The organism is Flavivirga amylovorans (genome assembly GCF_030540875.1).
GTDB lineage: Bacteria > Bacteroidota > Bacteroidia > Flavobacteriales > Flavobacteriaceae > Flavivirga > Flavivirga amylovorans.
On record NZ_JAUOEM010000002.1, the window covers coordinates 438,148 to 460,631 of the forward strand.

Here is a 22,484-nt window from a genome sequence, read left to right on the forward strand (position 1 = left end):
GCAGGAATGACAAATAAATATGAAAAACATTTTAGTATTATGCACGGGGAATTCATGTAGAAGCCAAATGGCACATGGATATTTAAACCATTTTTTAGATAACAGAACAGTAAACGTTTACAGCGCAGGGATAGAAACACATGGTTTAAACCCAGGAGCCTTAGCTATTATGAAAGAAGATGGGTTAAATATCGATCATCATACGTCTAATCATGTAGATGAATATGCTGATGTGGATTTTGATTATATTATCACAGTGTGTGATCATGCAAATGAAAACTGTCCTTACATTCCAAGTAAAAATGCATTGCGTTTACACCATAATTTTTTCGATCCATCAAAAGTGGTGGGTACAGATGTCGAAAAACATGCTGCCTTTTTAAAAGCTCGTGAAGAAATAAAAACGTATTTTAAAGAGTTTGTAGAGCGATATAGTTTAGTTTAAACGTCTCCATTATTTTCTAATTTACTTTCTAATTCAGCCTGGAACTCTTCCATAACTGGACGTACTGTGCTTTCTGGTAAGTCAGCAATTTTAATGTACATCAAACCATCAACAGCATTGTTGAATAATGGATCTACATTAAAAGCAACTAGTCGTGCGTTTTGTTTTATATACTTTTTAAGTAGTACAGGTAAGCGTAAAGCACCAGGCTCAACTTCGTCTATAATTTTGTCGAATTTATTTAAATCGGCTTCAGTAGCGTCAAAAACAAAGTCTTTATCGGCATCTTTAAGGATGACTTTAAACTCTTTTTTAGGATGTACATATTGTGCAATGTATGGATCGTAGTAATGTGATTTCATAAACTCGATCATTAATGATTTAGAGAAATTAGAAAACTGATTACTAATACTAACTCCGCCAATTAAAAACTTGTGCTCAGGAAAACGTAATGTTGTGTGCACAATACCTTTCCAAAGTAAAAATAAAGGCATAGGTTTTTGTTGATATTCCTTAATGATGAAGGCACGCCCCATTTCGATAGACTGGCTCATCATTTTGTGTAACTCAGGCTCAAACCTAAAGAGGTCTTGCAAATAAAACCCATCAATACCAAAGCGTTCAAAAATTTTAGACCCGAGCCCCATTCGGTAAGCACCAGCTATTAATTTCTTTTCACTATCCCATAAAAACATATGGTGGTAATAAGTGTCAAAAGTATCTAAATCAATCGCTTCATTGGTTCCTTCCCCAACCTCTCTAAAAGTAATTTCACGTAAACGTCCAATTTCGCGCAAAATATTAGGAATGCTTTTTGGCTCTGCTAAAAACACTCCGTAGTTTTTACTTTGTAATAGGCGGGAATTGTTTTCAATTAACAGTTTAACCTCTTGCGTCATCAATTCATTGTCAACAGGTGTAACAATATTTTTAGGCGTTTTAGGGGTTTTTAAGGTTGATGAAATATTGTCTAAAATCTTTGACTTTTCCTCAAAGGCATTTGATAGCATATAGGTTTTTCGTCTTAAAAAACCAGAAAAATCATCAAGAGATACGTATTCTTTTTGATCGTCAACAGAGATAGGTTTTCCTATTCTAACCTTAATAACGCGTCGTTTTTGAGTTAATAACTCAGAAGGTAATTTAGCAGTTCTAAAAGTATCACTAATTTTAGAAAGCTTGTAAAACAATTTGCTGTTTTTAGCATGAAAATAGATGGGAACAACAGGAACTTCTGCTTTTTTAATAAGCTTCATAGCAGCTTCTTCCCAAGGTTTATCTACTACCAATTTACCATCTCGATATGTTGATACTTCTCCTGCAGGGAAAATACCTAGTGGATGTCCATCTCTTAAGTGTAAAATAGAATTTTTAAACCCAACGATACTAGATTTTACATCTTTCCTATCCTCAAAAGGATTAACGGGCATGATATAAGGTTTTAAAGGCTCTATTCTATGTAGTAAAAAATTAGCTATTATTTTAAAATCTTTTCGCTGCTCAAGCATCAGCTTTAAAAGTAAAATACCATCAATACCGCCAAGTGGGTGGTTAGAAATAGTAATATAAGGGCCATCTTTTGGTAAGCGCTTTAAATCTTCTTCAGGGATTTCGAATTTAATTTGAAAGTCATCCAAAATACCATCTAAAAAATCCAGATCATTAAGGTGTTTGTTGCGATTGTATATTTTATTAAGAGTAGATATTTTAAGAACTTTCATTAATGCCCAACCAATAAAAGTACCTATAAACCCATATTTGTCTAATTGGATAGCTTTAGCGACTTCTTTGGCAGTTACCAGTCCCGTATTTTGTTGTTTGGTCATGAGCGTAAATGTACTAAATAGTTTATTTAGTTACTATCTGAACGGTTTCTTGAGTTAATTGTTTTAATAGCACGGTTTTATCTTCTTCAATCTGATTAATGGCATTTTCATTGTAATGACGAATCGTATAAAGCGATACATTTTCGTGGCAAGTTACTTTAAATTTTGCTCTTAAATGGTGTAATAATTTGTCAAGATTGTTAAAAAGATTATCCACGCAAACAGAAAAGCTAATAGCTGAATTTTGAATCATATCCACTTTCATTTTATATTGATGTAATAAATTGAAAATGTGACTAATATTTTCTTCAACTATATATGAAAAATCTAAAGATGATAATGAAATTAAAGTTTGGTTTTTCTTTACTATGAAACAAGGAATCATTGGGTCTAAAGTAACGTTTTTTCCAATTTTTGTTCCTGGCTCGTTAGGGTTTAAAAACGATTTCACATACAATGAAATTTCTTTACCTTGTAGAGGTTGTAATGTTTTTGGATGAATTACAGAAGCTCCGTAGAAAGCCAATTCTATAGCTTCTCGGTATGATATTTTATTAAGCAATTGGGCATTTTCAAAATAGCGAGGATCTGCATTTAAAACCCCAGGAACATCTTTCCAAATAGTAACGCTTTCAGCATTTAAGCAATAGCCATAAATGGCCGCTGTATAATCACTACCTTCTCTACCAAGAGTTGTTGTAAAATTATTAGAATCGCTGCCCAAAAAACCTTGAGTGATATTTAAAATAGTTTTGTTGAATCCTGAGTTTATTAAGCGTAGCGTTTCTTCCCAATTTATGTTAGCACGTCTATAGTAACTGTCTGTTTTAATTTGAGTTCTAACATCAATCCAATTATTCTTTATGTTGATGGTATTTAAATAGTCGCTTATTATTGTTGTAGAAACTAATTCTCCAAAACCTATCACTTGATCATAAACAAAATTATAATCTGGGGACTTATTAGTTGATAAAAAATTATTGAGCTCATCAAAAAGGGTTGATACTTTTTTAAAAACAGCATGGTTTTCATTCTCAAATAAATCTAATAAAATGTCATTGTGATATTTTTTCACCTCTTGAAGTGAGCTTTGTAGTCGTGTTTTATTTTCAAAATAGTTTTTAATAACAAGTTCCAAAGCATTGGTTGTTTTCCCCATAGCAGAGACAACAATAAGTGTGTTTGTATAACCCACTTTTTGTAAGACCGAAGCTATATTTTTTACACCTGTAGCATCTTTTACCGATGCGCCACCAAATTTAAATACTTGCATTTTATAATTTTGATATATAATCTTTAATGCCCTGTTCATTTAAGTGAACTACATCCCAATCGCGTTTTACCTGTGCTCCCTTTTTTTCATAAAAAACGATAGCTGGCTCGTTCCAGTCGAGTACTTCCCAATTAATGCGTTTTACACCTAAACGATGTCCGTATTTAATAACTTCATCTAAAAGTGCAGTTCCTAAGCCAGCCCCTCTCATAGATTCACTTACTATTAAATCTTCTAAATGCAATGCATGTCCTTTCCATGTAGAATAGCGGTTGTAAACCAAAGCAATCCCTTCAATTTTATTATTAACTTCGGCTACAAAACATTGAAATGCAGGCGGATCTCCAAATCCATCTGCTTGCAAATCTTCAACAGTAACTTCAACAGCATCGATTTCTTTTTCAAAACTGGCCAATTCTTTTATTAAACGATGTACTTGAGGCATATCATTTTTAGTGGCTTTTCGTATAGCGTAATTCATAGGATGATTATAATTATTTCAAATATAGTTCAAAGTTCATTATTTAGAGCCATTAATCTTTATCGAAAACGTTGTAGTTCATTAAAAAATAATTGATATTTGCACAAACTAAACCGATACCTTTATGTCTCATAAAAAACAAACTCTAGGAGAATTTATTATTGAAAACCAATCATCTTTTAAATACTCTTCAGGTGAATTATCTAGTCTTATCAATTCCATTAGGTTAGCAGCAAAGGTGGTAAATCATGAGGTTAATAAAGCAGGTTTAGTAGATATTATTGGGGCAGCAGGAGATATGAATATCCAAGGAGAAGATCAACAGAAGTTGGATGTTTATGCAAATGAAAAATTTATACAAACACTAACAAATAGAAATATTGTTTGTGGTATAGCTAGTGAGGAAGAAGATGATTTTATTTCTATTAATAGTCAAGATGAAAATCACCAAAATAAGTACATCGTTTTAATAGATCCTTTAGATGGTTCTTCAAATATTGATGTGAATGTATCTGTAGGAACTATTTTTTCAATTTACAGACGTGTAACTCCTGTTGGGACTCCTGTAACTTTGGAAGATTTTTTACAAAAAGGGAGTGAGCAAGTAGCAGCTGGTTATGTTGTGTATGGGACATCTACCATGCTTGTTTATACAACTGGTGATGGTGTTAATGGGTTTACGCTAAACCCGGCAATAGGGTCCTTTTATTTGTCACACCCAGATATGCAATTCCCAGAAAATGGAAGTATTTATTCTGTTAATGAGGGTAACTATATTCATTTCCCACAAGGCATAAAGAATTATATAAAATATTGTCAACAGGAAGAAAATGATAGGCCTTATACATCAAGATATATTGGATCATTGGTTTCTGATTTTCATAGAAATATGATTAAAGGAGGCGTTTATTTATATCCACAAAGCTCAAAAAACCCTGATGGGAAATTACGATTACTATACGAGTGTAATCCTATGGCATTTTTAGCTGAACAAGCTAATGGAAAGGCAAGTGATGGTTTTGTTCGGACTATGGATGTTGAACCTACGGAACTACATCAACGTGTGCCTTTTATTTGCGGTAGTAAAAACATGGTTGAAAAGGCGGAAGAATTTATGCGAAAAGGGCAATAAAAAATGCGAACTGAAAAGTTCGCATTTTATAAGTATACCAATTATTAGTGGAAAATAATTAGGAATAGAAACTAAAAAGGATACGCCATACCCAGCTTCAACAAATTTTAATTAAAAAAGGGCGTTGGGTTTTATTGTGTTGTTAGTCAGTATTTTAATTGTAAAAAGACCTCGCGTCTAGGTGTTATATAAAAAAATCCTTCTACAAGTGTAAAAGGATTTTAAACTAATATATTTAAAATTGCTTTGCTGCTTACATCGCAACCAAATCTCCAGTTATATCTTTTGATGGTAAATTCGACTTACCCATTAAGTATAAGTCTACTTGACGTGCAGCCTCTCTACCTTCAGAAATAGCCCAAACAATTAACGATTGTCCGCGACGCATATCTCCTGCTGTAAAAATATGAGGAATGTTTGTCTGATATTTTCCGTATTCAGCTTTATAATTAGATCGTGCATCTTTTTCGATACCTAACTTGTCTGCTAACGTGCTTTCAGGACCAGTAAATCCTAATGCTAATAATGCAAGATCACAAGGCCATGTTTTTTCTGTACCTTCGATTTCTATTAATTGCGGGCGTTCACCAGGAACCATCTTCCACTCAACATTAACTGTTTTTAGGGCTGTTAATTTACCGTTCTTGTCTTTTATGAATTCCTTTGTATTAATTAGCCAGTTTCTTTCAACACCTTCTTGATGAGAAGAAGACGTTTTAAGTTGTAACGGCCAAAAAGGCCAAGGTGTTGTTGGTGAACGATGTCCGGGAGGTTTTGGCATGATTTCAAAATTTACTACAGATTTTGCGCCATGACGATTCGATGTTCCTACACAATCTGAACCAGTATCACCACCACCAATAACAATAACATTTTTATCGGTTGCTAATATTTGGTCTTTAACCTCTTTGCCAAATAATACTTTAGTCTGTTGGGTTAAGAAATCCATAGCTTGTACCACACCATCTGCATCAATGCCTGGAGTTGGTAAGCTTCGTCTTTCTGTTGCACCTCCACAAAGAACAACCGAGTCGAAAGCTTTTAATTCCGAAACATCGTAATTAACACCTACGTTTACATTTGTTTTAAAAGTGATACCTTCTGCTTCTAGAATAGCCAGTCTACGGTCTATAATTTCCTTTTCCATTTTGAAATTAGGAATACCGTAACGTAATAATCCTCCGACTTCATCATCTCTTTCAAAAACGGTTACTGTGTGGCCAGCTCTATTTAATTGTTGAGCAGCTGCTAAACCAGCAGGGCCTGAACCTACAACAGCTATGGTTTTTCCTGTACGTGTTTTTGGAGGTTGAGGTTTAATCCAACCTTCTTTAAAAGCACGTTCTACGATGTTTTTTTCAATATTTTCGATAGATACTGGATCTTCAATAATACCTAACACACATGACTTTTCGCAAGGTGCTGGACATAAACGACCTGTAAACTCCGGAAAGTTATTTGTTGAGTGTAACAACCAAGAGGCTTTTTGCCATTCACCTTGGTGTACCATGTGATTAAAATCTGGTATTAAGTTACCTAATGGGCAACCGCTATGACAAAACGGGATGCCGCAGTCCATACAACGTGATCCTTGTTTTGTTAATTCAGGTTCACTTAAAGGAACTGTAAATTCTTTATAATGTTTTACACGATCTTCTACAGATGTGTATGCTTCATCTTGTCTTTCAAATTCTTTAAATCCTGTTACTTTTCCCATGACACTATGCTGTTGTTAGTTCTTCTACCATTTGTTCTTCAGTCTCTAAACGTATTAAGGCACGTTTGTATTCTATTGGCATTACCTTTACAAAAGAGCCTAAGCTGGCATCCCAATTTGCCAATAAATCTTTACCTCTGTTACTGTTTGTGTAAAGTACATGCTTCTCTATAGATGCTTTTAAGTCTGCAGCATCTTCTGCTGAAATATCTTCAAATTCTATAGTTTCTGTGTTACATAAACCATTAACAAATTTGTTTTCTGGATCATAAACATAAGCAATACCACCACTCATACCAGCAGCAAAGTTTCTTCCTGTGCTACCCAGAACAATGACCTTTCCTCCAGTCATATATTCACAACAATGATCTCCAACACCTTCTACAATTGCTGTTGCTCCAGAGTTTCGTACTGCGAAACGTTCACCTGCAATTCCGTTGATGTATGCTTCTCCTTCTACAGCACCGAATAAACAAACATTGCCAACAATAATGTTGTTTTCTGCTATGAAGTCTGCTTTTGCTGGTTTCTTAATGATTAATTTACCTCCAGATAACCCTTTACCTAAATAATCATTGGTGTTTCCTTCTACAGTGAATGTTAATCCATGAGCTCCAAAAGCACCAAAACTTTGACCAGCAGAGCCAGTGAAGTTTATATTTAATGTGTCTTCTGGTAGTCCTAGATGACCGTAAATTTTTGATATCTCATTACTGACTATAGCTCCAACAGTTCTATTAATATTCTTTATTGGATATGCTAAGTTCATTTTCTCTTTTCTATATAAAGCTCTATGAGAATCTTTTAATATAGTATGGTCTAAAACGTCATCTAAATTATGGTCTTGCGTTTCTGTATTTCTTATTGTAAGCTGGCTATAAACAGATGGTCTGTGTAAAATACTTGATAAATCTAAGCCTTTAGCTTTATAGTGCTTAATCGCTTTGTTTGCATTTATCTTGTGTGTTTGCCCAACCATTTCTGCTAAGGTTCTAAAACCTAATTGCGCCATGATACCTCTTAATTCTTCAGCAATGTAGTAGAAGAAGTTAATAACATGCTCAGGTGTACCTTTAAAGTTTTTACGTAACTCTTTGTCTTGAGTTGCGATACCAACTGGGCAAGTATTTAAATGACATTTACGCATCATAATACAACCAGAAGCAACTAATGGAGCTGTTGCAAATCCAAACTCTTCAGCACCTAACAAAGCAGCTATAGCAACATCACGTCCTGTTTTTAATTGACCATCACATTCTACAACAATTCTACTTCTTAATTTATTTAAAACGAGTGTTTGTTGTGCTTCAGCTAAACCAAGCTCCCAAGGTAACCCGGCATGTTTTAGCGATGTTAATGGAGATGCTCCAGTACCACCGTCGTAACCAGAAATTAAAACAACATCGGCTTTAGCTTTTGAGACTCCTGCAGCAATGGTTCCTACGCCTACTTCTGATACTAATTTAACATTAACTCGTGCGTCTCGATTGGCATTCTTTAAATCGAAAATTAATTGTGCTAAATCTTCAATAGAATAAATATCGTGATGTGGCGGTGGTGAAATTAAACCAACAAATGGTGTCGAGTTTCTAGCTGCAGCAATCCAGGGCAATACTTTTTCGCCTGGTAATTGTCCGCCTTCTCCTGGTTTTGCCCCTTGAGCCATTTTAATTTGAATTTCCTTCGCATTGGTTAAATAATGTGAAGTCACTCCAAAACGACCGGATGCTACTTGTTTTATTGCTGAGTTACGGCTATCACCGTTTATATCTTTTTGAAAACGTTTTCTATCTTCCCCTCCTTCACCAGAATTTGATTTACCACCAATTCTGTTCATGGCAATAGCTAAGTTTTCATGAGCTTCTCTAGAAATAGATCCGTAAGACATCGCTCCTGTTTTAAAGCGCTTAACAATGTCTGTCCAAGGTTCTACCTCTTCCAATGGAATAGGGTCTAAGTTATCAAACTCAAATAACCCACGAATGGTCATTAAGTTTTCCGATTGCTCATTGATTGCTTTTGAGTAAACGTTGTAACTCGCTTGGTCACTTAACCTAACAGCTTGCTGTAATTTAGCAACAGTAGTAGGGTTAAATAAGTGTCTTTCACCATTACGTCTCCATCTATAGTCTCCTCCAATGTTTAAGCCTAAACGTTTATCTATTGCATTGTCTGGATAAGCTTGTTTGTAACGTTCGTTAATTTCTTTTTCAATTTCATATAAACCAATACCTTCAATTCTAGAGGCTGTATAAGGAAAATATTTTTGAACAAATTGAGAGTTGAAACCAACAATTTCGAAAATTTGAGAACCTCTATAAGAGTGAAGTGTAGAGATCCCTATTTTGTTCATGATTTTTAAAATCCCTTTTCCAATAGCTTTATTGAAATTATCAACAGCTTTTTGCTCGTCCATATCAACAATGAAGCCTTCTTTTACTTGCATTCTGATAATTTCATTTACCATATATGGATTGATGGCACTGGCGCCATAACCAAATAGGGTTGCAAAATGGTGTGGTTCACGAGGTTCGGCAGATTCAATAATAATATCGAAATAAGAACGCTTACGTAAACGATTTAATTGATGATTAACGTAAGAACATGCTAATAAAGCAGGGATAGGAGCGAACTCTTGATTAACACCTCTATCTGAAAGAATTATGATATTTGTTTTTCTCTCAAGTGCTTTTTCAACTTGTCTGATAATATCTTCTAAAGCATCTTCAAGACCATTGAGACCTTTTGCTTTAGGGTATAAAATCTCAATTGTTTCAGCTTTAAAGCTTTCAATTGAGATACTTCTTATTTTTTCTAAATCGGCATTAGAAATAACAGGGTTTTGAATTCTAAGTTTTCTACACTGTCTTTCTGTAATACTAAAAATATTCCTGTCTTTACCAAGATTTAAACTAATATCGGTTACGATTTCTTCACGAATACCATCCAATGGTGGATTGGTAACCTGTGCAAATAATTGTTTGAAATAGTTTGAGATTAGCTGAGGTCTGTCTGATAAAACGGCTAAAGGCGTATCAATTCCCATGGATCCCAAAGCCTCTTTACCTACAACAGCCATAGGGGTAATCACCTCTTGGATATCTTCGAATGTATAATTAAATAAACGTTGCCTGGTTTTTATATCAATGGTTTCAATAGAGCATGTTTCGTTATTGTAAGGCACATCTTTTAAATGTAATCTCGTTTTGTCTAACCATTCTTTATAAGGTCTCTCTAAAACAATTTTACTCTTAATTTCTTCATCTTCAATAATACGTCCTTTATTCATGTCTACCAAGAACATTTTTCCAGGCTCTAAACGACCGTGTCTTTCTACGTCTTCAGCATCAATTTCTACAACGCCAATTTCAGACGACATAATTAATTTACCACTTTTGGTAACTGTATACCTAGAGGGTCTTAGACCATTTCTGTCTAATAAAGCGCCTATGTAATCACCATCTGTAAAAGGCACAGATGCAGGGCCATCCCATGGTTCCATAAGGCAAGCATTGTACTCGTAAAATGCTTTTCTCTCTTCAGACATGGTTTTGTGTTTCTCCCATGCTTCAGGAATCATCATCATCATAATTTCTGGTAATGATCTTCCTGTATGTGTTAATAATTCAACGACCATATCCATAGAAGCAGAATCCGACTTACCTGGTAATATGATCGGGAATAATTTATCTATTTGAGGTCCGAAAACATCACTTTTCATGATCTCTTCACGAATACGCATTCTACTTACGTTACCACGAAGCGTGTTAATCTCACCATTTTGACACATAAAACGAAATGGTTGCGCTAATTCCCATGTTGGCATCGTGTTGGTAGAGAAACGTTGATGTACTAATGCTAAACGTGTTACTAAATCTTGCTGTTGCAAATCGGTATAATAAGGCCCTATATCTTCAGGCATTATTATTCCTTTATATATTAAGGTTGTAGTTGATAAACTTGGTACATAAAAATACGAGCTTTCAGAAATTTTTGATTTTCTAATGGTATGCTCCGTAATTTTACGTGCTGCGTATAATTTAGCTTTAAAATCGGCTTCGGTAATAGCTTCTGTTTTTCCAACAAAAAGCTGTTCAATATTAGGTTCTGACGCTAAAGCTATTTGACCTAACTGTGTAGAATCTACAGGAACTTCTCTCCATCCTAGGGTAGACAGCCCTTGTGCTTTTATTTCATTTTCAAATGTATCTTTACAGAATTGATATTGGTTTGATGTTTTCGGTAAAAATACCATACCCACAGCATATTCTCTTTGAGCAGGGATATTAAAATTGCAAACGCGTTTAAAATAATCATGAGGGATATCAATTAATAAACCAGCTCCATCACCGGTTTTTCCATCGGCACTTACACCACCACGGTGTTCTAGCTTTACGAGAATTTCTAAGGCGTCATGAATGATTTGATTTGTTTTATCTCCATTAAGATTACAAATAAAACCTGCGCCACAATTTTCGTGTTCAAATTCGGGTAAATACAGTCCTTGTTTCTTCAGCATAATCAACAAACTTTGGTTTAAAAATCGAGTTGAAGAGCTAAGATATGCACTAAGATTCGAATTACAATAGGGCCTATTTCATTATTCCGATTATAGAAACGAAGTTGAGATAAAAATAATTATATATCAATATTAAACGTGTTTTTTAATAAATATTCAATCTATAAATTTTTAGGAATAAATAAGGATATGTGAATTAATGATAATAAATAATCAGATTAATATAAATAATATCATAAAAAATTAGAAAATACTGACAATCATTCAAATAAACTGGTTGTTAAAAACTCAAAAAACTCCATTATAAACTTAATACCTATAAAAAAATAGGGTAAAAAATGAAATATTGATAAAATTAACTCAATTACCCCTATTTTTTATGGGGTGTATGTGTTTTTTATATAGTTTAGCGTCATTAATTAGAAAACAAACACTAAAAAGTCAATAACTTAAACGAAAACAATTATGAAAAAATTAATGACTCTTTCAATGCTTTTTATGGCAACAGTTTTATTAGCACAAGAAGAAGAGGTTTCTAAGAAGAAAGTATCTATAAGTGGTACAGTTGATGCTTATTATAAAACAAACTTAACATCTACCGATGCGGCTAACCCTGCATTTAATGGTGGTGATGGTGGTTCTCAAAATTTCGGAACATCATTTGCTAACGAAACAGGATTTGCTTTAGGTATGGCAAATATTATTGCTAGTTACGAAGGTGAAAAAACAGGAGTGGTTGCAGATGTGGTTTTTGGACCGAGAGGAAATGATGCCATTACAGGAAATAATATTAATCAGTTATATGCTTATTGGAATGTATCTGAAGGAACGACATTAACTTTAGGTCGATTCAATACATATTTAGGATATGAAGTTATTTCGCCAGCGGCAAACTTTAACTACAGTACGTCTTATTTATTCTCTAATGGGCCATTCTCTCATGTTGGTTTAAAAGCAGATTTTGCTCTATCTGATGATTTTAGCTTAATGTTAGCTATAATGAATGCTACAGATATTGATAGCAATACTACTGGCGATTATGCTTTAGGAGCTCAGTTAGGATATTCAGGTCAGTTTTTAAATTTCTATTATGATTCTGGAATTAAATTAGGATTTGAAATTGATTACACAGGTGGATTTGATTTATCTGATGATTTCTTCTTAGGAATTAATGGAGCTTATGCAGATAATGATGGGAATGGATTTTATGGAGCTGCTCTATATCCGCAACTTTCAACCTGTGATAATTTCTCAATTGGTTTAAGAGGGGAGTATTTTAACTGGATGTTTGATGGTCCTGTAGACGATACAAATGTATTCGCAGTGACTTTAACAGGAAGCTATACTCTAGAAAACTTGATTATAAAACCTGAATTACGTTTAGACAGTAATTCTGAAGAGGTTTATTTTGATTCAGATTTAGAGGCTACAAAAAGCTTAGCTGCTTTTACACTGGCTGCTATATATTCTTTCTAACTAAAACTAAATATATACAATCATGAAGAAAATTGAAGCAATTATTAGAAAATCAAAATATCGTGTTGTTAAAGAGGCATTGCACGATGTTGGCGTGAACTTTTTCTCTTACTGGGATGTTACTGGTTTAGGAAATGAAAAAGAAGGACATGTATATAGAGGCGTATCATATAGTACAAGTGATATTCAACGTAGACATATATCAATTGTCGTAAATGATGATTTTGAAGAAGTGACTATTCAAGCAATTCTTAATTCAGCTGGAACAGGTGAAGTAGGAGATGGAAAAATATTTGTATCAGATATTAATGAATGTTACAGAATACGAACAGGGGAAAAAGGTGGAGACACTTTAAAATAATTAATCATCATCTAAAAAATATATAACATGGAATTATTTACAGCTAACAATGTATGGATGATGGTCTGTACAGCACTGGTTTTCTTTATGCACACTGGTTTTGCATTTTTAGAAATCGGGTTAACAAGACAAAAGAACACTATCAATATTTTATTTAAAAACATTTTTATTATCACTGTTGGACTTTTATTATACTATATAATAGGGTTTAACTTAATGTATCCTGGTGAATTTAACGGATATATAGGATCTATAGTTCCTGGTATTTCGCCACCAGAAAACGGTATGACTCCAGAATATGCAGATGGCGGTTATACATGGTGGACAGACTTTTTATTCCAAGGGATGTTTGCTGCAACTGCTGCAACAATTGTTTCTGGAGCTGTCGCTGAACGTATGAAGATTGGACCTTTTATGATATTCACAGTCATATATGTAGGATTGGTTTACCCAATTGCCGGATCATGGAAATGGGGTGGTGGATTCTTAGATGAATTAGGATTTTATGATTTTGCTGGTTCTACCTTAGTGCACTCTGTAGGAGGTTGGGCTGCTTTAGTAGCCGTTTGGTTACTAGGTTCTAGAATAGGTAAGTTTAAAGACGGTAAGCCACAGGCGATTCCTGGACATAACATTCCTTTAGCAACTGCTGGTGTTTTAGTGCTTTGGTTAGGATGGTTTGGATTTAACGGTGGTTCTGTACTTTCTGCAGATCCAGAATTAACATCATTAACTTTAGTAACAACATGTTTAGCTGCTGCGGCAGGTGGTGTAGTAGCTGCTTTAGTGTCGTTTTTAAGATATAAGAATTTAGATTTAACAATGTTCTTAAATGGTATTTTAGGTGGTTTAGTAGGTATTACTGCTGGAGCAGATGTTATGACTCCGGAAAGTGCTATTATAATTGGTGCTATTGCTGGTGCTTTAATAGTATTTGCTGTAAGCTTTATTGACGCTATTAAATTAGATGATCCAGTTGGAGCTATAGCAGTTCACTTAATTTGTGGTATTTGGGGTACGCTTGCTGTAGGTATATTTTCAACCAACCCAGAGCATAGTTTCTTAATACAATTATTGGGTGTTGCATGCTATGCAGGATTTTGTTTGGTAACATCATTCATTATCATATTCACACTTAAGAAAACAGTTGGAATACGAGTTTCTGAAAAAGAAGAATTAGAAGGACTAGATGGCCATGAACATGGCATGAGTGCTTACTCAGATTTTAGAATGAATGAGCATTAATAAATTAGTTTAGTTAGTTTAGTCTAAAGTAAAGGGCATCTTAAATTTATTTAAGACGCCCTTTTTTATTAATAAAGTTACCCGAATAAAATAGTTTCATGTATTCAGTTTCAATAACCATGAAAGCATCTTTATATTTACGAACTTTACTCTTTTTTTGGAGATATTTTTAGCCCTAAATTTTATAACATGAAAAAACATTTAATTTTATTAGCCTTAATTAGTAGTTTTAGATAGACATAATAAGACGGTTGTAGCGCCAGATAAGAAATGGAAGGTGTTTATATGGAAAAGGCTGAACAAAAGAAGTTACGGAGAAGGTGTGTTCCGATTATATGATGAAGACTATAATAAAACATATATCTCTGCTACCAATGAGAAAGAAATTGTTGTTCCTGTAATAGAAGTGTGATGAGGAGGATATGATAATTGAATCAACAGAGAATGATTACATATCAGGAAATGGTCTTAGTTGTAAGCACGATGATGAGTTAATTAGCGAACATGGAAATCATCAAATTAAGTCTTGTAGTAAGAGTAAAATTATAAACCTGCCTGAAGGCTATGAATTACTAAGTTTATTAGGGGTTGAAAAAAATTTAAAGCCCGATTTTGTTTATGTTTCTCATAAAAAGAAAATTGGAGTATATAGTATTTTAAGTGAAAAGATAATTATAGAACCAATATATAATGACTTAGAAAAAATAGAGGACACAGACTATTTTTTAAGTACTAATGGGAAACACGTAGGTTTAGAATATCTTGGAAAAGATTATAATGGAACTATTGAACATCTGATGATTTCTAGTCCCAAATTTTCTAATATAGAAAAATTTAAAACGGCATATAGCATATTCTTAGTTAGCTTACCTAAAAACATAAGTGGTTATATGAAGTCAGGAAAAGATAAAGTTGTCTACTTGCCTAAAAAGATTAGGAGTAAATACAATTTAGATGAATAGGAATGCATGTTTGTTTATTGCATTGCTTCTATGTACTAAGGTTTTTAGCCAAACACCATATTATGATGGCGAAAAATAGGGCTTAGTAAGTAGAGACGGAGTTATTGTAACACAGCCAAGTTACGATAGTCTTCCTGTGTTGTTTTCGCTTAAAAACAATAGTGTCTTTAAGGTTGAAATAAATAACAAAGTACTACTTGTTGATAAAAATAATAATGTACTTCTTAATGAATATGATGATTATTCAAGGTTATATTTCCCAATACTTGGAGTTAAAAAAATGGTAAATATGGCGTATATAACCTCCTTAAAAAGGAACGCCTGGTAAAGCCGATATTTGATACCATAATATCAAATTATTCTCTTTCTGATGTTGTTTTTGAGGTTAGACTTGATGGAAAAAAGTCTATAATTAATGAAGAAGGTAAATTACTTATACCATGGGATAACTATAAAAAATAGAAATGGATACATTTAGTGAGGCGTCATATATAATAGCTCATTATTTAGGAGGTAAGTTTGTCGTGTTTGACATAGATTGAAACCCGAAAACTGATTCCTATAGGAGAGATATTAATATAGAATCTATCTCATTATTAGAAGATGATTTTGAGTATGTATTAAAAAATAGACGAGGATATAATATATTCAAGACGGAATTGTCGTCAGATGTAAGACCAGACCGTTTATTATTTACAAAAAATTATCAAGCACCATTAGAGCGTATGGTGTTAATTACAGTTTATAAAGATTCTGGTAAAGAAGGTTTATTCGATATGGCTTATGGGGAGACTATAGCAAAACCAGTATACGAGTCTATTTCTACTTTAGGAGGCTCAAGTAAAGTTATTGTTACAGATAATGGTTTGCAAGGTGTAATGTGGTTCGATTCTAAAGAGGATCCTGATTATGAAAAGAATCATATTATAACTAATGTAACTCCTATAGTTTTTTCTAACATTGAATTTGTAAATGAATATATGCTCCTATTTGAGTTATCGAATGGGTATAAATGTTTTCATTCTCATGATAATGATGAGGGTGAATATGAATTTTATCTACCCACAGCTATTAAAGAAAAATATGGTTTGTGATTTTTTTTTCATTAATGACTGACTGAATTATTCTTTTGTTTTAAAAACGGCTCATAATTAGTACAACTCAATTGGTAAATTATCTGGGTCAGTTAGAAAGGTGAATCTTTTTCTTGTGAATTCATCAATTCGAATTGATTCTGTTTCAATGTTTTTGTGCCGAGGAATTTTATCCACCCGTCAAGATCATTAACATCAAAAGCGATGTGTCTTAAGCCTGTAGCTTCAGGTTGGCTTAATCTGCTTTGAGGAGACGAAAATGAAAATAACTCAATTAAATATTCGCCATTTAAAGAAAGGTCAAGTTTGAAAGACTTGCGTTCTTCTCTGTAAATTTCATTATTAATATTAAACCCTAAAATCTCAGTATAAATTTTTTTGGATTTCTCATAGTCTGAACATATTATAGCAATATGGTGCAGTCGGTTAATTTTTTTCCATATAATGTTTTTTAAACCCCATCTACTTATATATTCGTCAGCTCTTTAAATTAGTTTTAAAATTTAAAATCTTTAATAGGGGAAGATATATCAACTAAAGTTCCATTAGGGTCTTTAAGTAATAATCGTCTTTGTCCGTAAAATGTGTCGGTAGGTTTGCTAATAATTTCAAATTTTTCCGATTCTGCTATTTGAAATATTTCGTCTGCATTATCAACTACGAACGTTACGTAAAATCCTTGCGGGTTATTTTGAAAGTCCTTCGGTACTATTTCGTTTGTTCGGTCAATTATTCCCAATTCCAGCTTTTTGTCATTTGAAATTAGATGGACAAACCAATCACTATCATAGTCTACGTTGAAGTCGAATAGTTTTATATAAAAATCGCTGCTTTCTTGTAAATTGTCCGAACAGATGTTCGTTATTATTCGATTTATTTTCTTCATTTCTGTAGCTTTATTCAAATATAGCGTGTTTTTATCCTATACTGAATGAAAATGAGGATATTTCAGTTGTAATGCTTGGCTTTAAAATAGCTGTCCTTGCTCGTCACAGCCTTAAATCCGTATATCTGTAAGAATCTGCAATTGATATTTCTAAGATTAGACTCAAAATCGTTTTGAGTCTAATAATTTGATAGTTATGCCCAGTGTTTTTGTATAATAAATGGTTACCTGGTCTATCAATAAGATTAGGCAACATTATCAAATCCCGAACAAAAATGTTCGGGATTTTTCTATTGTGAATAACTTAATTTAAGGTTGGTTTTTTTATTATCAATATTATTCTATTTTTATAACCATATATAAGGTTGTATAATATGGTTATAAAAGATTATTTTTCAGTCTCCGAAGCTGCTGAAATATTAGGTAAAAACTCAGAAACTCTCAGAAGGTGGGATAATGAAGACAAGTTAAAAGCTGTTAGGGAACCTATTAGTAATTATCGTGTATACAAAAAGGAACAACTAGAAGTTTTTCCCGAGTTTAAATTATACTTCAATAAACTTGATAAAGGAAATTTTGTTGAACCATTAAAAGAGTATCAAGTACTGGAACTTTTTGCTGGCGCAGGTGGATTAGCAATCGGATTAGAACAAGCTGGGATAAAATGCAAGGCTCTTAATGAAATCGACAAATGGGCATGTAAAACATTACGTACAAATCGCCCCAACTGGAATGTGATCGAAGATGACATCAAAAATATTAATTTTACAGGTTTTAAAAATAAAATTGACATTGTAACTGGCGGATTTCCTTGTCAAGCATTTAGCTACGCAGGTAAAAAATTAGGTTTACAAGATGCCCGAGGAACTTTATTTTATGAATTTGCTAGAACAGTAAAAGAAACTGAACCGAAAATATGTATTGGAGAAAATGTGCGTGGACTTATAAGTCACGATAATGGCAAAACCCTAGAAGGCATGATTTCAATTTTAGATGAAATCGGTTATAATGTAGTTTCTCCTGTTAAAGTTTTAAAGGCAATACATTATAATGTTCCTCAGAAACGTGAACGACTTATTTTGGTTGCTGTTAGAAAAGATATTGATATAGAATACAACTACCCTTTAGCATTTTCTGAAATATACACACTTAAAGATGCCCTTAAAAAAGGCTCATTATTCAATAGAAATGTTCCAAAATCCAAAGGAGCTAAATATCCAGAGCACAAAAAAAAGGTATTGGATCTAGTACCTCCAAAAGGTTATTGGAGAGATTTGCCATTGGATATCCAGAAAGAATATATGCAAAAAAGCTTTTACTTAGGTGGCGGAAAAACTGGAATGGCAAGACGCATTGGATGGGATGAACCTTGTTTAACACTAACCTGTAGCCCAGCACAAAAACAGACCGAAAGATGTCATCCAGATGAAACTAGACCATTTACAGTAAGAGAATATGCAAGAATTCAGACTTTCCCAGATGATTGGCATTTTGAAGGTTCTGTATCCCAACAATACAAACAAATAGGAAATGCAGTTCCTGTAAATCTAGCTAAAGAAATTGGATATTCTATAATTTCATTCTTGAACGAAGTACATAAAGAAGGGTTTAAAGCAAATGAACTAAAAACTCTAGCGGTTTAAGCTATCAAAACCATCATAATGACAAAAGTTTTCAAAAGTAATATCGTCTAATATATTTCTATTACACTTTTTTGCATTTTCCGAAATATCGCTTAAGATAGTGCTTTCTTTTTCTGATTTGCTTTTAATGGTTTTTAAGAAATCATCTATGGCTTTAGGTAAAATTTTATACAATTTAAAAAGCGCAGCTTCATCGCCTGTAAGCAACCCATAAAACTTATCACCAGAAATCATATAAACTCTACTATGGCTATATTCTTTACCATTAATTATTGCTTCCCACTTTTTCACAAAACTTTTCTTTGCTAAAATTTGTACCAAATAACATTTAGCTTGTTTGTTATCATCTGCAAACCTAGCTAATTTCTGAAAAGCACTCTCAGCAGAACTACTATTCATCGTATTATGCTTGTTCTTTATTTCGGCAAAAATGGAATCATCATTCGCCTTAATATCATAGCCACTTAATGTCCCATTATTGTATCCACTAATCCCTCCCAATACTTCTTCATGAAAAGTTCCAATGGCATTATTTACAGACTTATCAATTTGTCTAGCCATTTCTAATTTTATTAAATCTTTCTCAGAAATTTCATTGAATTTAGAATCAAATGTTAGTTTGAAAGTATCAACCTTATTCTTATAAAACTTTGCTTTTGTAAATTCTTTTTTTGCTTCTAAATATGATTGGTATAAATTTGAAATACAATGTAACAAATGTTCATCGAACACATAGCTCAAATATTTGTTTTTTGATTGATTCATTTTATTTGTATTTTAGAAATAATCATGTCCTACGAATATAAAAAAATAAAAGTTCCTAGATTCAATGAAGCGTCTGGGTTTTATACCTCAAAAAAACGCTCTAAAATGATGAGCAAAATTCGTGGTAAAAACACCAAACCAGAAATGCATTTTCGCAGAGCACTTTGGAAAAAAGGTATACGGTATAGGGTGGATAGCAAACAACTTCCTGGACGCCCAGATGTAAGTATAAAAAAATATAAGCTTGTTATTTTTATTGACGGCGAATATTGGCATGGCTATAATTGGGATGAACGGAAGGGGAAGTTAAAAACAAATCGTGATTTTTGGATACCCAAGATCGAGAGGAATATGCAACGTGACAGAGAAGTTAACCAACAATTAGAGAATATGGGTTATACCATATTTCGATTTTGGGCTCACGAAATAAAAACCAATCTAAAAACTTGTATTAACGATGTTATGGTATATTTAGATATTGAAAGGTTCAAAATTAATTAAAAAATAACGTTTTCATTTTGCTTATAAATAATTAGTCAACCTATTAGGCTCATCTAAAATTAACAGTCCAACCATTTTTTAAAATTACTAGTTCGTTCTCTGGACACTATAATTTGTTCTTCTTCACAAGGCTGTAACTTCAATAATAACCTGCTATTAAAATAGCTATGAATTTCGTTTACAGCATTAACAGAGACCATATACTTTCGGTTTATTCTAAAAAACTGAATAGGATCCAGAATATTTTCTAATTGATCTAAAGAATATTCAATAGGGAATTTTTTTCCATTAGTATTTCGCAAGTAAATCAATCCGTCATGGGATTTAAAATAAGCGATATCCTCTACATTAAAACTATTAAACTGATTTCCGATTTTCACCATAAAACGTCTCTTATACGCTTTAGAAAAAAGACTTTTTAACTGTTCATATTTTTTCTCATTCTCTTTTTCCGGAACTAATTTTGTTTTTCTAAATTTATTTAAAGCGGTTTCTAAATCCCTCTTATCAATTGGTTTTAACAAATAGTCTAATCCATTATATTTAAAACCTCTTATAGCATACTCGTTATAAGCGGTTGTAAAAATTATTGGTGGATGCTCTTTTAGTCCATCAATAATATCAAAGCCATAACCATCATTCAACTGTATATCTAAAAATATTAAATCTGGAAGGACATTATTTTTAAACCATGCAATGCCCTCTTCAACAGAACTTATAAGCTCTAAAATCTCAACATCGGGAGCTAGTTCTTTCACAAGATTCGCCAGTCGTTTTGATGCTATATTTTCGTCTTCTATAATTAAAGCCTTCATATTAAGAATCTAGAGGGATATTAAATTGTTTTATAGTTTTCTGTAATAAAGGAATTGCAATCTTATAAATATCATTTTCTTCTTCAATAGTTACAGGGTCATTTGTATAAAAAGCATAGCGTTTTTTAATATTACTAATTCCCAATTTAGTAGATGGCTCTTCTTTTCTTTTTCGCAATGTATTTTGCACAACTAAACTTTTGTTATTAACAGAAAAAATACTTATTTCTAAAGGCTTTTCCTTAGAAAAATAATTATGTTTTAAAGCATTCTCAACAAGCATTTGCAAAGACAATGTTGGTATTAAAAAATCTTTTGGATTAACAGAAATATGCGTTGTTATATATAAAGATTCTTTATGTCTTACATTCATCATAAAAATAAATGAATCTAAAAAGTTCATCTCCTTCTCTAAAGACACCAAATCTGCTTCTTTATTATCTAAAATATAACGGTAGCAAGATGCTAATCGAGTTACAAAGTCGGATGCCAAATCACGATCCTGATACATCAACGAGGTTAAAATATTTAAACTATTAAACAAAAAATGCGGACTAATTTGATTTTTTAATGAGTTATATTTGGACGTCATGACCTCTTGTTTTAACCGATGCATCGAATTTTCAATTTCTTTTGTTCGCTTTGTCATATAATAAAACAGATTACATACACTAAGTGAAAAAAGCAATAATACCGCTCTAAAAAAGTCTATACGAAATTGCAACCACGGGTTTTCTGAATCTATTTTGCATATGTAATTAAATTCAAAAATGGCTAAATAATATATTAATGCCGTAAGAGGTAAAACTATTACTAATGTTTCTATTAAAATTTTTAGACTATTAGAAAAGCCTATATTAGGTTTTAATATATTCTTTTTACTACTCCTTTTAATCAACCAATCGTTTACTTGCCAAGTTAACAGAAACAGTATAACAGCAGATATGTAATAAAAAATAGGTTCGTTAATCGGGTCTTCCCCATTAAGCCTATTTTCTTCATGGTTAACAGTAAGCTTAATCAATAAAAAAACAATATTGACAACAAGAAATCTATAGCCTATTTTTTTTATATGTGTAATCTTAATCATTTATACCACGTTCTAACAATCTCCAAATTCAAATATACAGCGTACTTCGTTAATAAAGAATCTGTTTTTGTATGAATTGTCAATTGAAGGCTTAAACTGTTTCATTTTTATTTAAGCTGAAAAAATACTTTAAAAAATATGCTTATCATAATTCAAACGAAAAATGACACGATTCAAACTATAATAAGGCAATTTAGAAATAATGGCTTTCCGTTATGTGTTTTCTGTTTCAAATTTGACAGAAATAAATTAA

At 32.7% G+C, this 22,484-nt stretch carries 18 protein-coding genes and 1 pseudogene; 9 read left to right on the forward strand and 10 right to left on the reverse strand.

Annotated elements, in window-relative coordinates:
• Window positions 1-19 precede the first annotated feature (19 nt).
• Entirely contained in the window at window positions 20-445 is a 426-nt protein-coding gene (locus Q4Q39_RS07160; protein ID WP_303281719.1) for an arsenate reductase ArsC, read from the forward strand.
• On the opposite strand, the gene Q4Q39_RS07165 is transcribed toward Q4Q39_RS07160, so the two are convergent.
• Genes Q4Q39_RS07165 through Q4Q39_RS07175 form a run of 3 tightly spaced genes read right to left on the reverse strand, consistent with a single transcriptional unit; the run spans window position 442 to window position 4,025 of the window.
• Complete coding sequence (locus Q4Q39_RS07165) at window positions 442-2,271, reverse strand: GNAT family N-acyltransferase (protein WP_303281720.1); 1,830 nt, start codon at window positions 2,269-2,271, stop codon at window positions 442-444. The genes Q4Q39_RS07160 and Q4Q39_RS07165 overlap by 4 nt on opposite strands.
• Before the next feature lie 22 nt (window positions 2,272-2,293).
• Window positions 2,294-3,544 (reverse strand): aspartate kinase, encoded by a 1,251-nt coding sequence (locus tag Q4Q39_RS07170; protein WP_303281721.1) that lies wholly within the window; start codon window positions 3,542-3,544, stop codon window positions 2,294-2,296.
• A gap of 1 nt (window position 3,545) precedes the next feature.
• Window positions 3,546-4,025, reverse strand: a complete 480-nt coding sequence (locus tag Q4Q39_RS07175) for a GNAT family N-acetyltransferase (protein WP_303281722.1) — start codon at window positions 4,023-4,025, stop codon at window positions 3,546-3,548.
• A 124-nt stretch (window positions 4,026-4,149) separates the two neighbouring features.
• Between Q4Q39_RS07175 and fbp the strand changes: the two genes are divergently transcribed.
• The gene (gene fbp, locus Q4Q39_RS07180) at window positions 4,150-5,157 is read left to right on the forward strand and encodes a class 1 fructose-bisphosphatase (RefSeq protein WP_303281723.1); all 1,008 of its coding nucleotides are present in this window, start codon (window positions 4,150-4,152) and stop codon (window positions 5,155-5,157) included.
• Window positions 5,158-5,410: 253 nt separating this feature from the next.
• On the opposite strand, the gene Q4Q39_RS07185 is transcribed toward fbp, so the two are convergent.
• Both Q4Q39_RS07185 and gltB read right to left on the reverse strand, forming a co-directional pair.
• On the reverse strand, window positions 5,411-6,874 hold the full coding sequence (locus tag Q4Q39_RS07185; RefSeq protein WP_303281724.1) for a glutamate synthase subunit beta: 1,464 nt from the start codon (window positions 6,872-6,874) through the stop codon (window positions 5,411-5,413).
• Between the two features lie 4 nt (window positions 6,875-6,878).
• Window positions 6,879-11,393, reverse strand: coding sequence for a glutamate synthase large subunit (gltB, locus tag Q4Q39_RS07190; RefSeq protein ID WP_303281725.1), 4,515 nt, complete (start codon window positions 11,391-11,393; stop codon window positions 6,879-6,881).
• Between the two features lie 465 nt (window positions 11,394-11,858).
• On the opposite strand from gltB, the gene Q4Q39_RS07195 reads away from it, so the two are divergent.
• The 5 genes from Q4Q39_RS07195 to Q4Q39_RS07215 all read left to right on the forward strand — a co-directional run bounded on the left by Q4Q39_RS07195 (window position 11,859) and on the right by Q4Q39_RS07215 (window position 16,531).
• Window positions 11,859-12,869: an outer membrane beta-barrel protein gene (locus Q4Q39_RS07195; protein WP_303281726.1), complete on the forward strand. Its 1,011-nt coding sequence runs from the start codon at window positions 11,859-11,861 to the stop codon at window positions 12,867-12,869.
• Between the two features lie 22 nt (window positions 12,870-12,891).
• On the forward strand, window positions 12,892-13,230 hold the full coding sequence (locus Q4Q39_RS07200; RefSeq protein WP_303281727.1) for a P-II family nitrogen regulator: 339 nt from the start codon (window positions 12,892-12,894) through the stop codon (window positions 13,228-13,230).
• Window positions 13,231-13,257: 27 nt separating this feature from the next.
• The gene (locus tag Q4Q39_RS07205) at window positions 13,258-14,475 is read left to right on the forward strand and encodes an ammonium transporter (protein WP_303281728.1); all 1,218 of its coding nucleotides are present in this window, start codon (window positions 13,258-13,260) and stop codon (window positions 14,473-14,475) included.
• A gap of 422 nt (window positions 14,476-14,897) precedes the next feature.
• Window positions 14,898-15,437 carry a hypothetical protein gene (locus tag Q4Q39_RS07210; protein WP_303281729.1) on the forward strand — a complete coding sequence of 180 codons (540 nt, stop codon included), beginning with the start codon at window positions 14,898-14,900 and terminating at the stop codon, window positions 15,435-15,437.
• Window positions 15,438-16,096: 659 nt separating this feature from the next.
• The gene (locus Q4Q39_RS07215; protein ID WP_303281730.1) at window positions 16,097-16,531 is read left to right on the forward strand and encodes a hypothetical protein; all 435 of its coding nucleotides are present in this window, start codon (window positions 16,097-16,099) and stop codon (window positions 16,529-16,531) included.
• A 57-nt stretch (window positions 16,532-16,588) separates the two neighbouring features.
• On the opposite strand, the pseudogene gloA2 reads toward Q4Q39_RS07215, so the two are convergent.
• Window positions 16,589-16,974, reverse strand: a pseudogene (gene gloA2 / locus Q4Q39_RS07220) (SMU1112c/YaeR family gloxylase I-like metalloprotein).
• A gap of 53 nt (window positions 16,975-17,027) precedes the next feature.
• Entirely contained in the window at window positions 17,028-17,417 is a 390-nt protein-coding gene (locus Q4Q39_RS07225) for a VOC family protein (RefSeq protein WP_303281731.1), read from the reverse strand.
• A gap of 374 nt (window positions 17,418-17,791) precedes the next feature.
• Here Q4Q39_RS07225 and dcm point away from each other — a divergent pair, with 374 nt between their 5' ends.
• Window positions 17,792-19,060 (forward strand): DNA (cytosine-5-)-methyltransferase, encoded by a 1,269-nt coding sequence (dcm, locus tag Q4Q39_RS07230; RefSeq protein WP_303281732.1) that lies wholly within the window; start codon window positions 17,792-17,794, stop codon window positions 19,058-19,060.
• On the opposite strand, the gene Q4Q39_RS07235 is transcribed toward dcm, so the two are convergent.
• Window positions 19,049-19,825: an Eco47II family restriction endonuclease gene (locus Q4Q39_RS07235; protein ID WP_303281733.1), complete on the reverse strand. Its 777-nt coding sequence runs from the start codon at window positions 19,823-19,825 to the stop codon at window positions 19,049-19,051. The two genes, dcm and Q4Q39_RS07235, sit on opposite strands and share 12 nt — an antisense overlap.
• Window positions 19,826-19,849: 24 nt before the next feature.
• Between Q4Q39_RS07235 and Q4Q39_RS07240 the strand changes: the two genes are divergently transcribed.
• A complete protein-coding gene (locus Q4Q39_RS07240) occupies window positions 19,850-20,326 on the forward strand; it encodes a very short patch repair endonuclease (protein ID WP_303281734.1) in 477 nt (158 codons plus the stop codon).
• A 59-nt stretch (window positions 20,327-20,385) separates the two neighbouring features.
• On the opposite strand, the gene Q4Q39_RS07245 is transcribed toward Q4Q39_RS07240, so the two are convergent.
• Window positions 20,386-21,141 carry a LytR/AlgR family response regulator transcription factor gene (locus tag Q4Q39_RS07245; protein ID WP_303281735.1) on the reverse strand — a complete coding sequence of 252 codons (756 nt, stop codon included), beginning with the start codon at window positions 21,139-21,141 and terminating at the stop codon, window positions 20,386-20,388.
• Window position 21,142: 1 nt separating this feature from the next.
• Window positions 21,143-22,231, reverse strand: coding sequence for a sensor histidine kinase (locus tag Q4Q39_RS07250; RefSeq protein ID WP_303281736.1), 1,089 nt, complete (start codon window positions 22,229-22,231; stop codon window positions 21,143-21,145).
• Between the last annotated feature and the right edge of the window lie 253 nt (window positions 22,232-22,484).

What these genes read in the sequence shown, in the direction of transcription:
- Q4Q39_RS07160 (WP_303281719.1), top strand. Translation starts at nt 20, where the DNA reads ATGAAAAACATTTTAGTATTATGCACGGGGAATTCATGTAGAAGCCAA.
- Q4Q39_RS07165 (WP_303281720.1), bottom strand. Translation starts at nt 2,271, where the DNA reads ATGACCAAACAACAAAATACGGGACTGGTAACTGCCAAAGAAGTCGCT.
- Q4Q39_RS07170 (WP_303281721.1), bottom strand. Translation starts at nt 3,544, where the DNA reads ATGCAAGTATTTAAATTTGGTGGCGCATCGGTAAAAGATGCTACAGGT.
- Q4Q39_RS07175 (WP_303281722.1), bottom strand. Translation starts at nt 4,025, where the DNA reads ATGAATTACGCTATACGAAAAGCCACTAAAAATGATATGCCTCAAGTA.
- fbp (WP_303281723.1), top strand. Translation starts at nt 4,150, where the DNA reads ATGTCTCATAAAAAACAAACTCTAGGAGAATTTATTATTGAAAACCAA.
- Q4Q39_RS07185 (WP_303281724.1), bottom strand. Translation starts at nt 6,874, where the DNA reads ATGGGAAAAGTAACAGGATTTAAAGAATTTGAAAGACAAGATGAAGCA.
- gltB (WP_303281725.1), bottom strand. Translation starts at nt 11,393, where the DNA reads ATGCTGAAGAAACAAGGACTGTATTTACCCGAATTTGAACACGAAAAT.
- Q4Q39_RS07195 (WP_303281726.1), top strand. Translation starts at nt 11,859, where the DNA reads ATGAAAAAATTAATGACTCTTTCAATGCTTTTTATGGCAACAGTTTTA.
- Q4Q39_RS07200 (WP_303281727.1), top strand. Translation starts at nt 12,892, where the DNA reads ATGAAGAAAATTGAAGCAATTATTAGAAAATCAAAATATCGTGTTGTT.
- Q4Q39_RS07205 (WP_303281728.1), top strand. Translation starts at nt 13,258, where the DNA reads ATGGAATTATTTACAGCTAACAATGTATGGATGATGGTCTGTACAGCA.
- Q4Q39_RS07210 (WP_303281729.1), top strand. Translation starts at nt 14,898, where the DNA reads ATGATAATTGAATCAACAGAGAATGATTACATATCAGGAAATGGTCTT.
- Q4Q39_RS07225 (WP_303281731.1), bottom strand. Translation starts at nt 17,417, where the DNA reads ATGAAGAAAATAAATCGAATAATAACGAACATCTGTTCGGACAATTTA.
- dcm (WP_303281732.1), top strand. Translation starts at nt 17,792, where the DNA reads ATGGTTATAAAAGATTATTTTTCAGTCTCCGAAGCTGCTGAAATATTA.
- Q4Q39_RS07235 (WP_303281733.1), bottom strand. Translation starts at nt 19,825, where the DNA reads ATGAATCAATCAAAAAACAAATATTTGAGCTATGTGTTCGATGAACAT.
- Q4Q39_RS07240 (WP_303281734.1), top strand. Translation starts at nt 19,850, where the DNA reads ATGTCCTACGAATATAAAAAAATAAAAGTTCCTAGATTCAATGAAGCG.
- Q4Q39_RS07245 (WP_303281735.1), bottom strand. Translation starts at nt 21,141, where the DNA reads ATGAAGGCTTTAATTATAGAAGACGAAAATATAGCATCAAAACGACTG.
- Q4Q39_RS07250 (WP_303281736.1), bottom strand. Translation starts at nt 22,231, where the DNA reads ATGATTAAGATTACACATATAAAAAAAATAGGCTATAGATTTCTTGTT.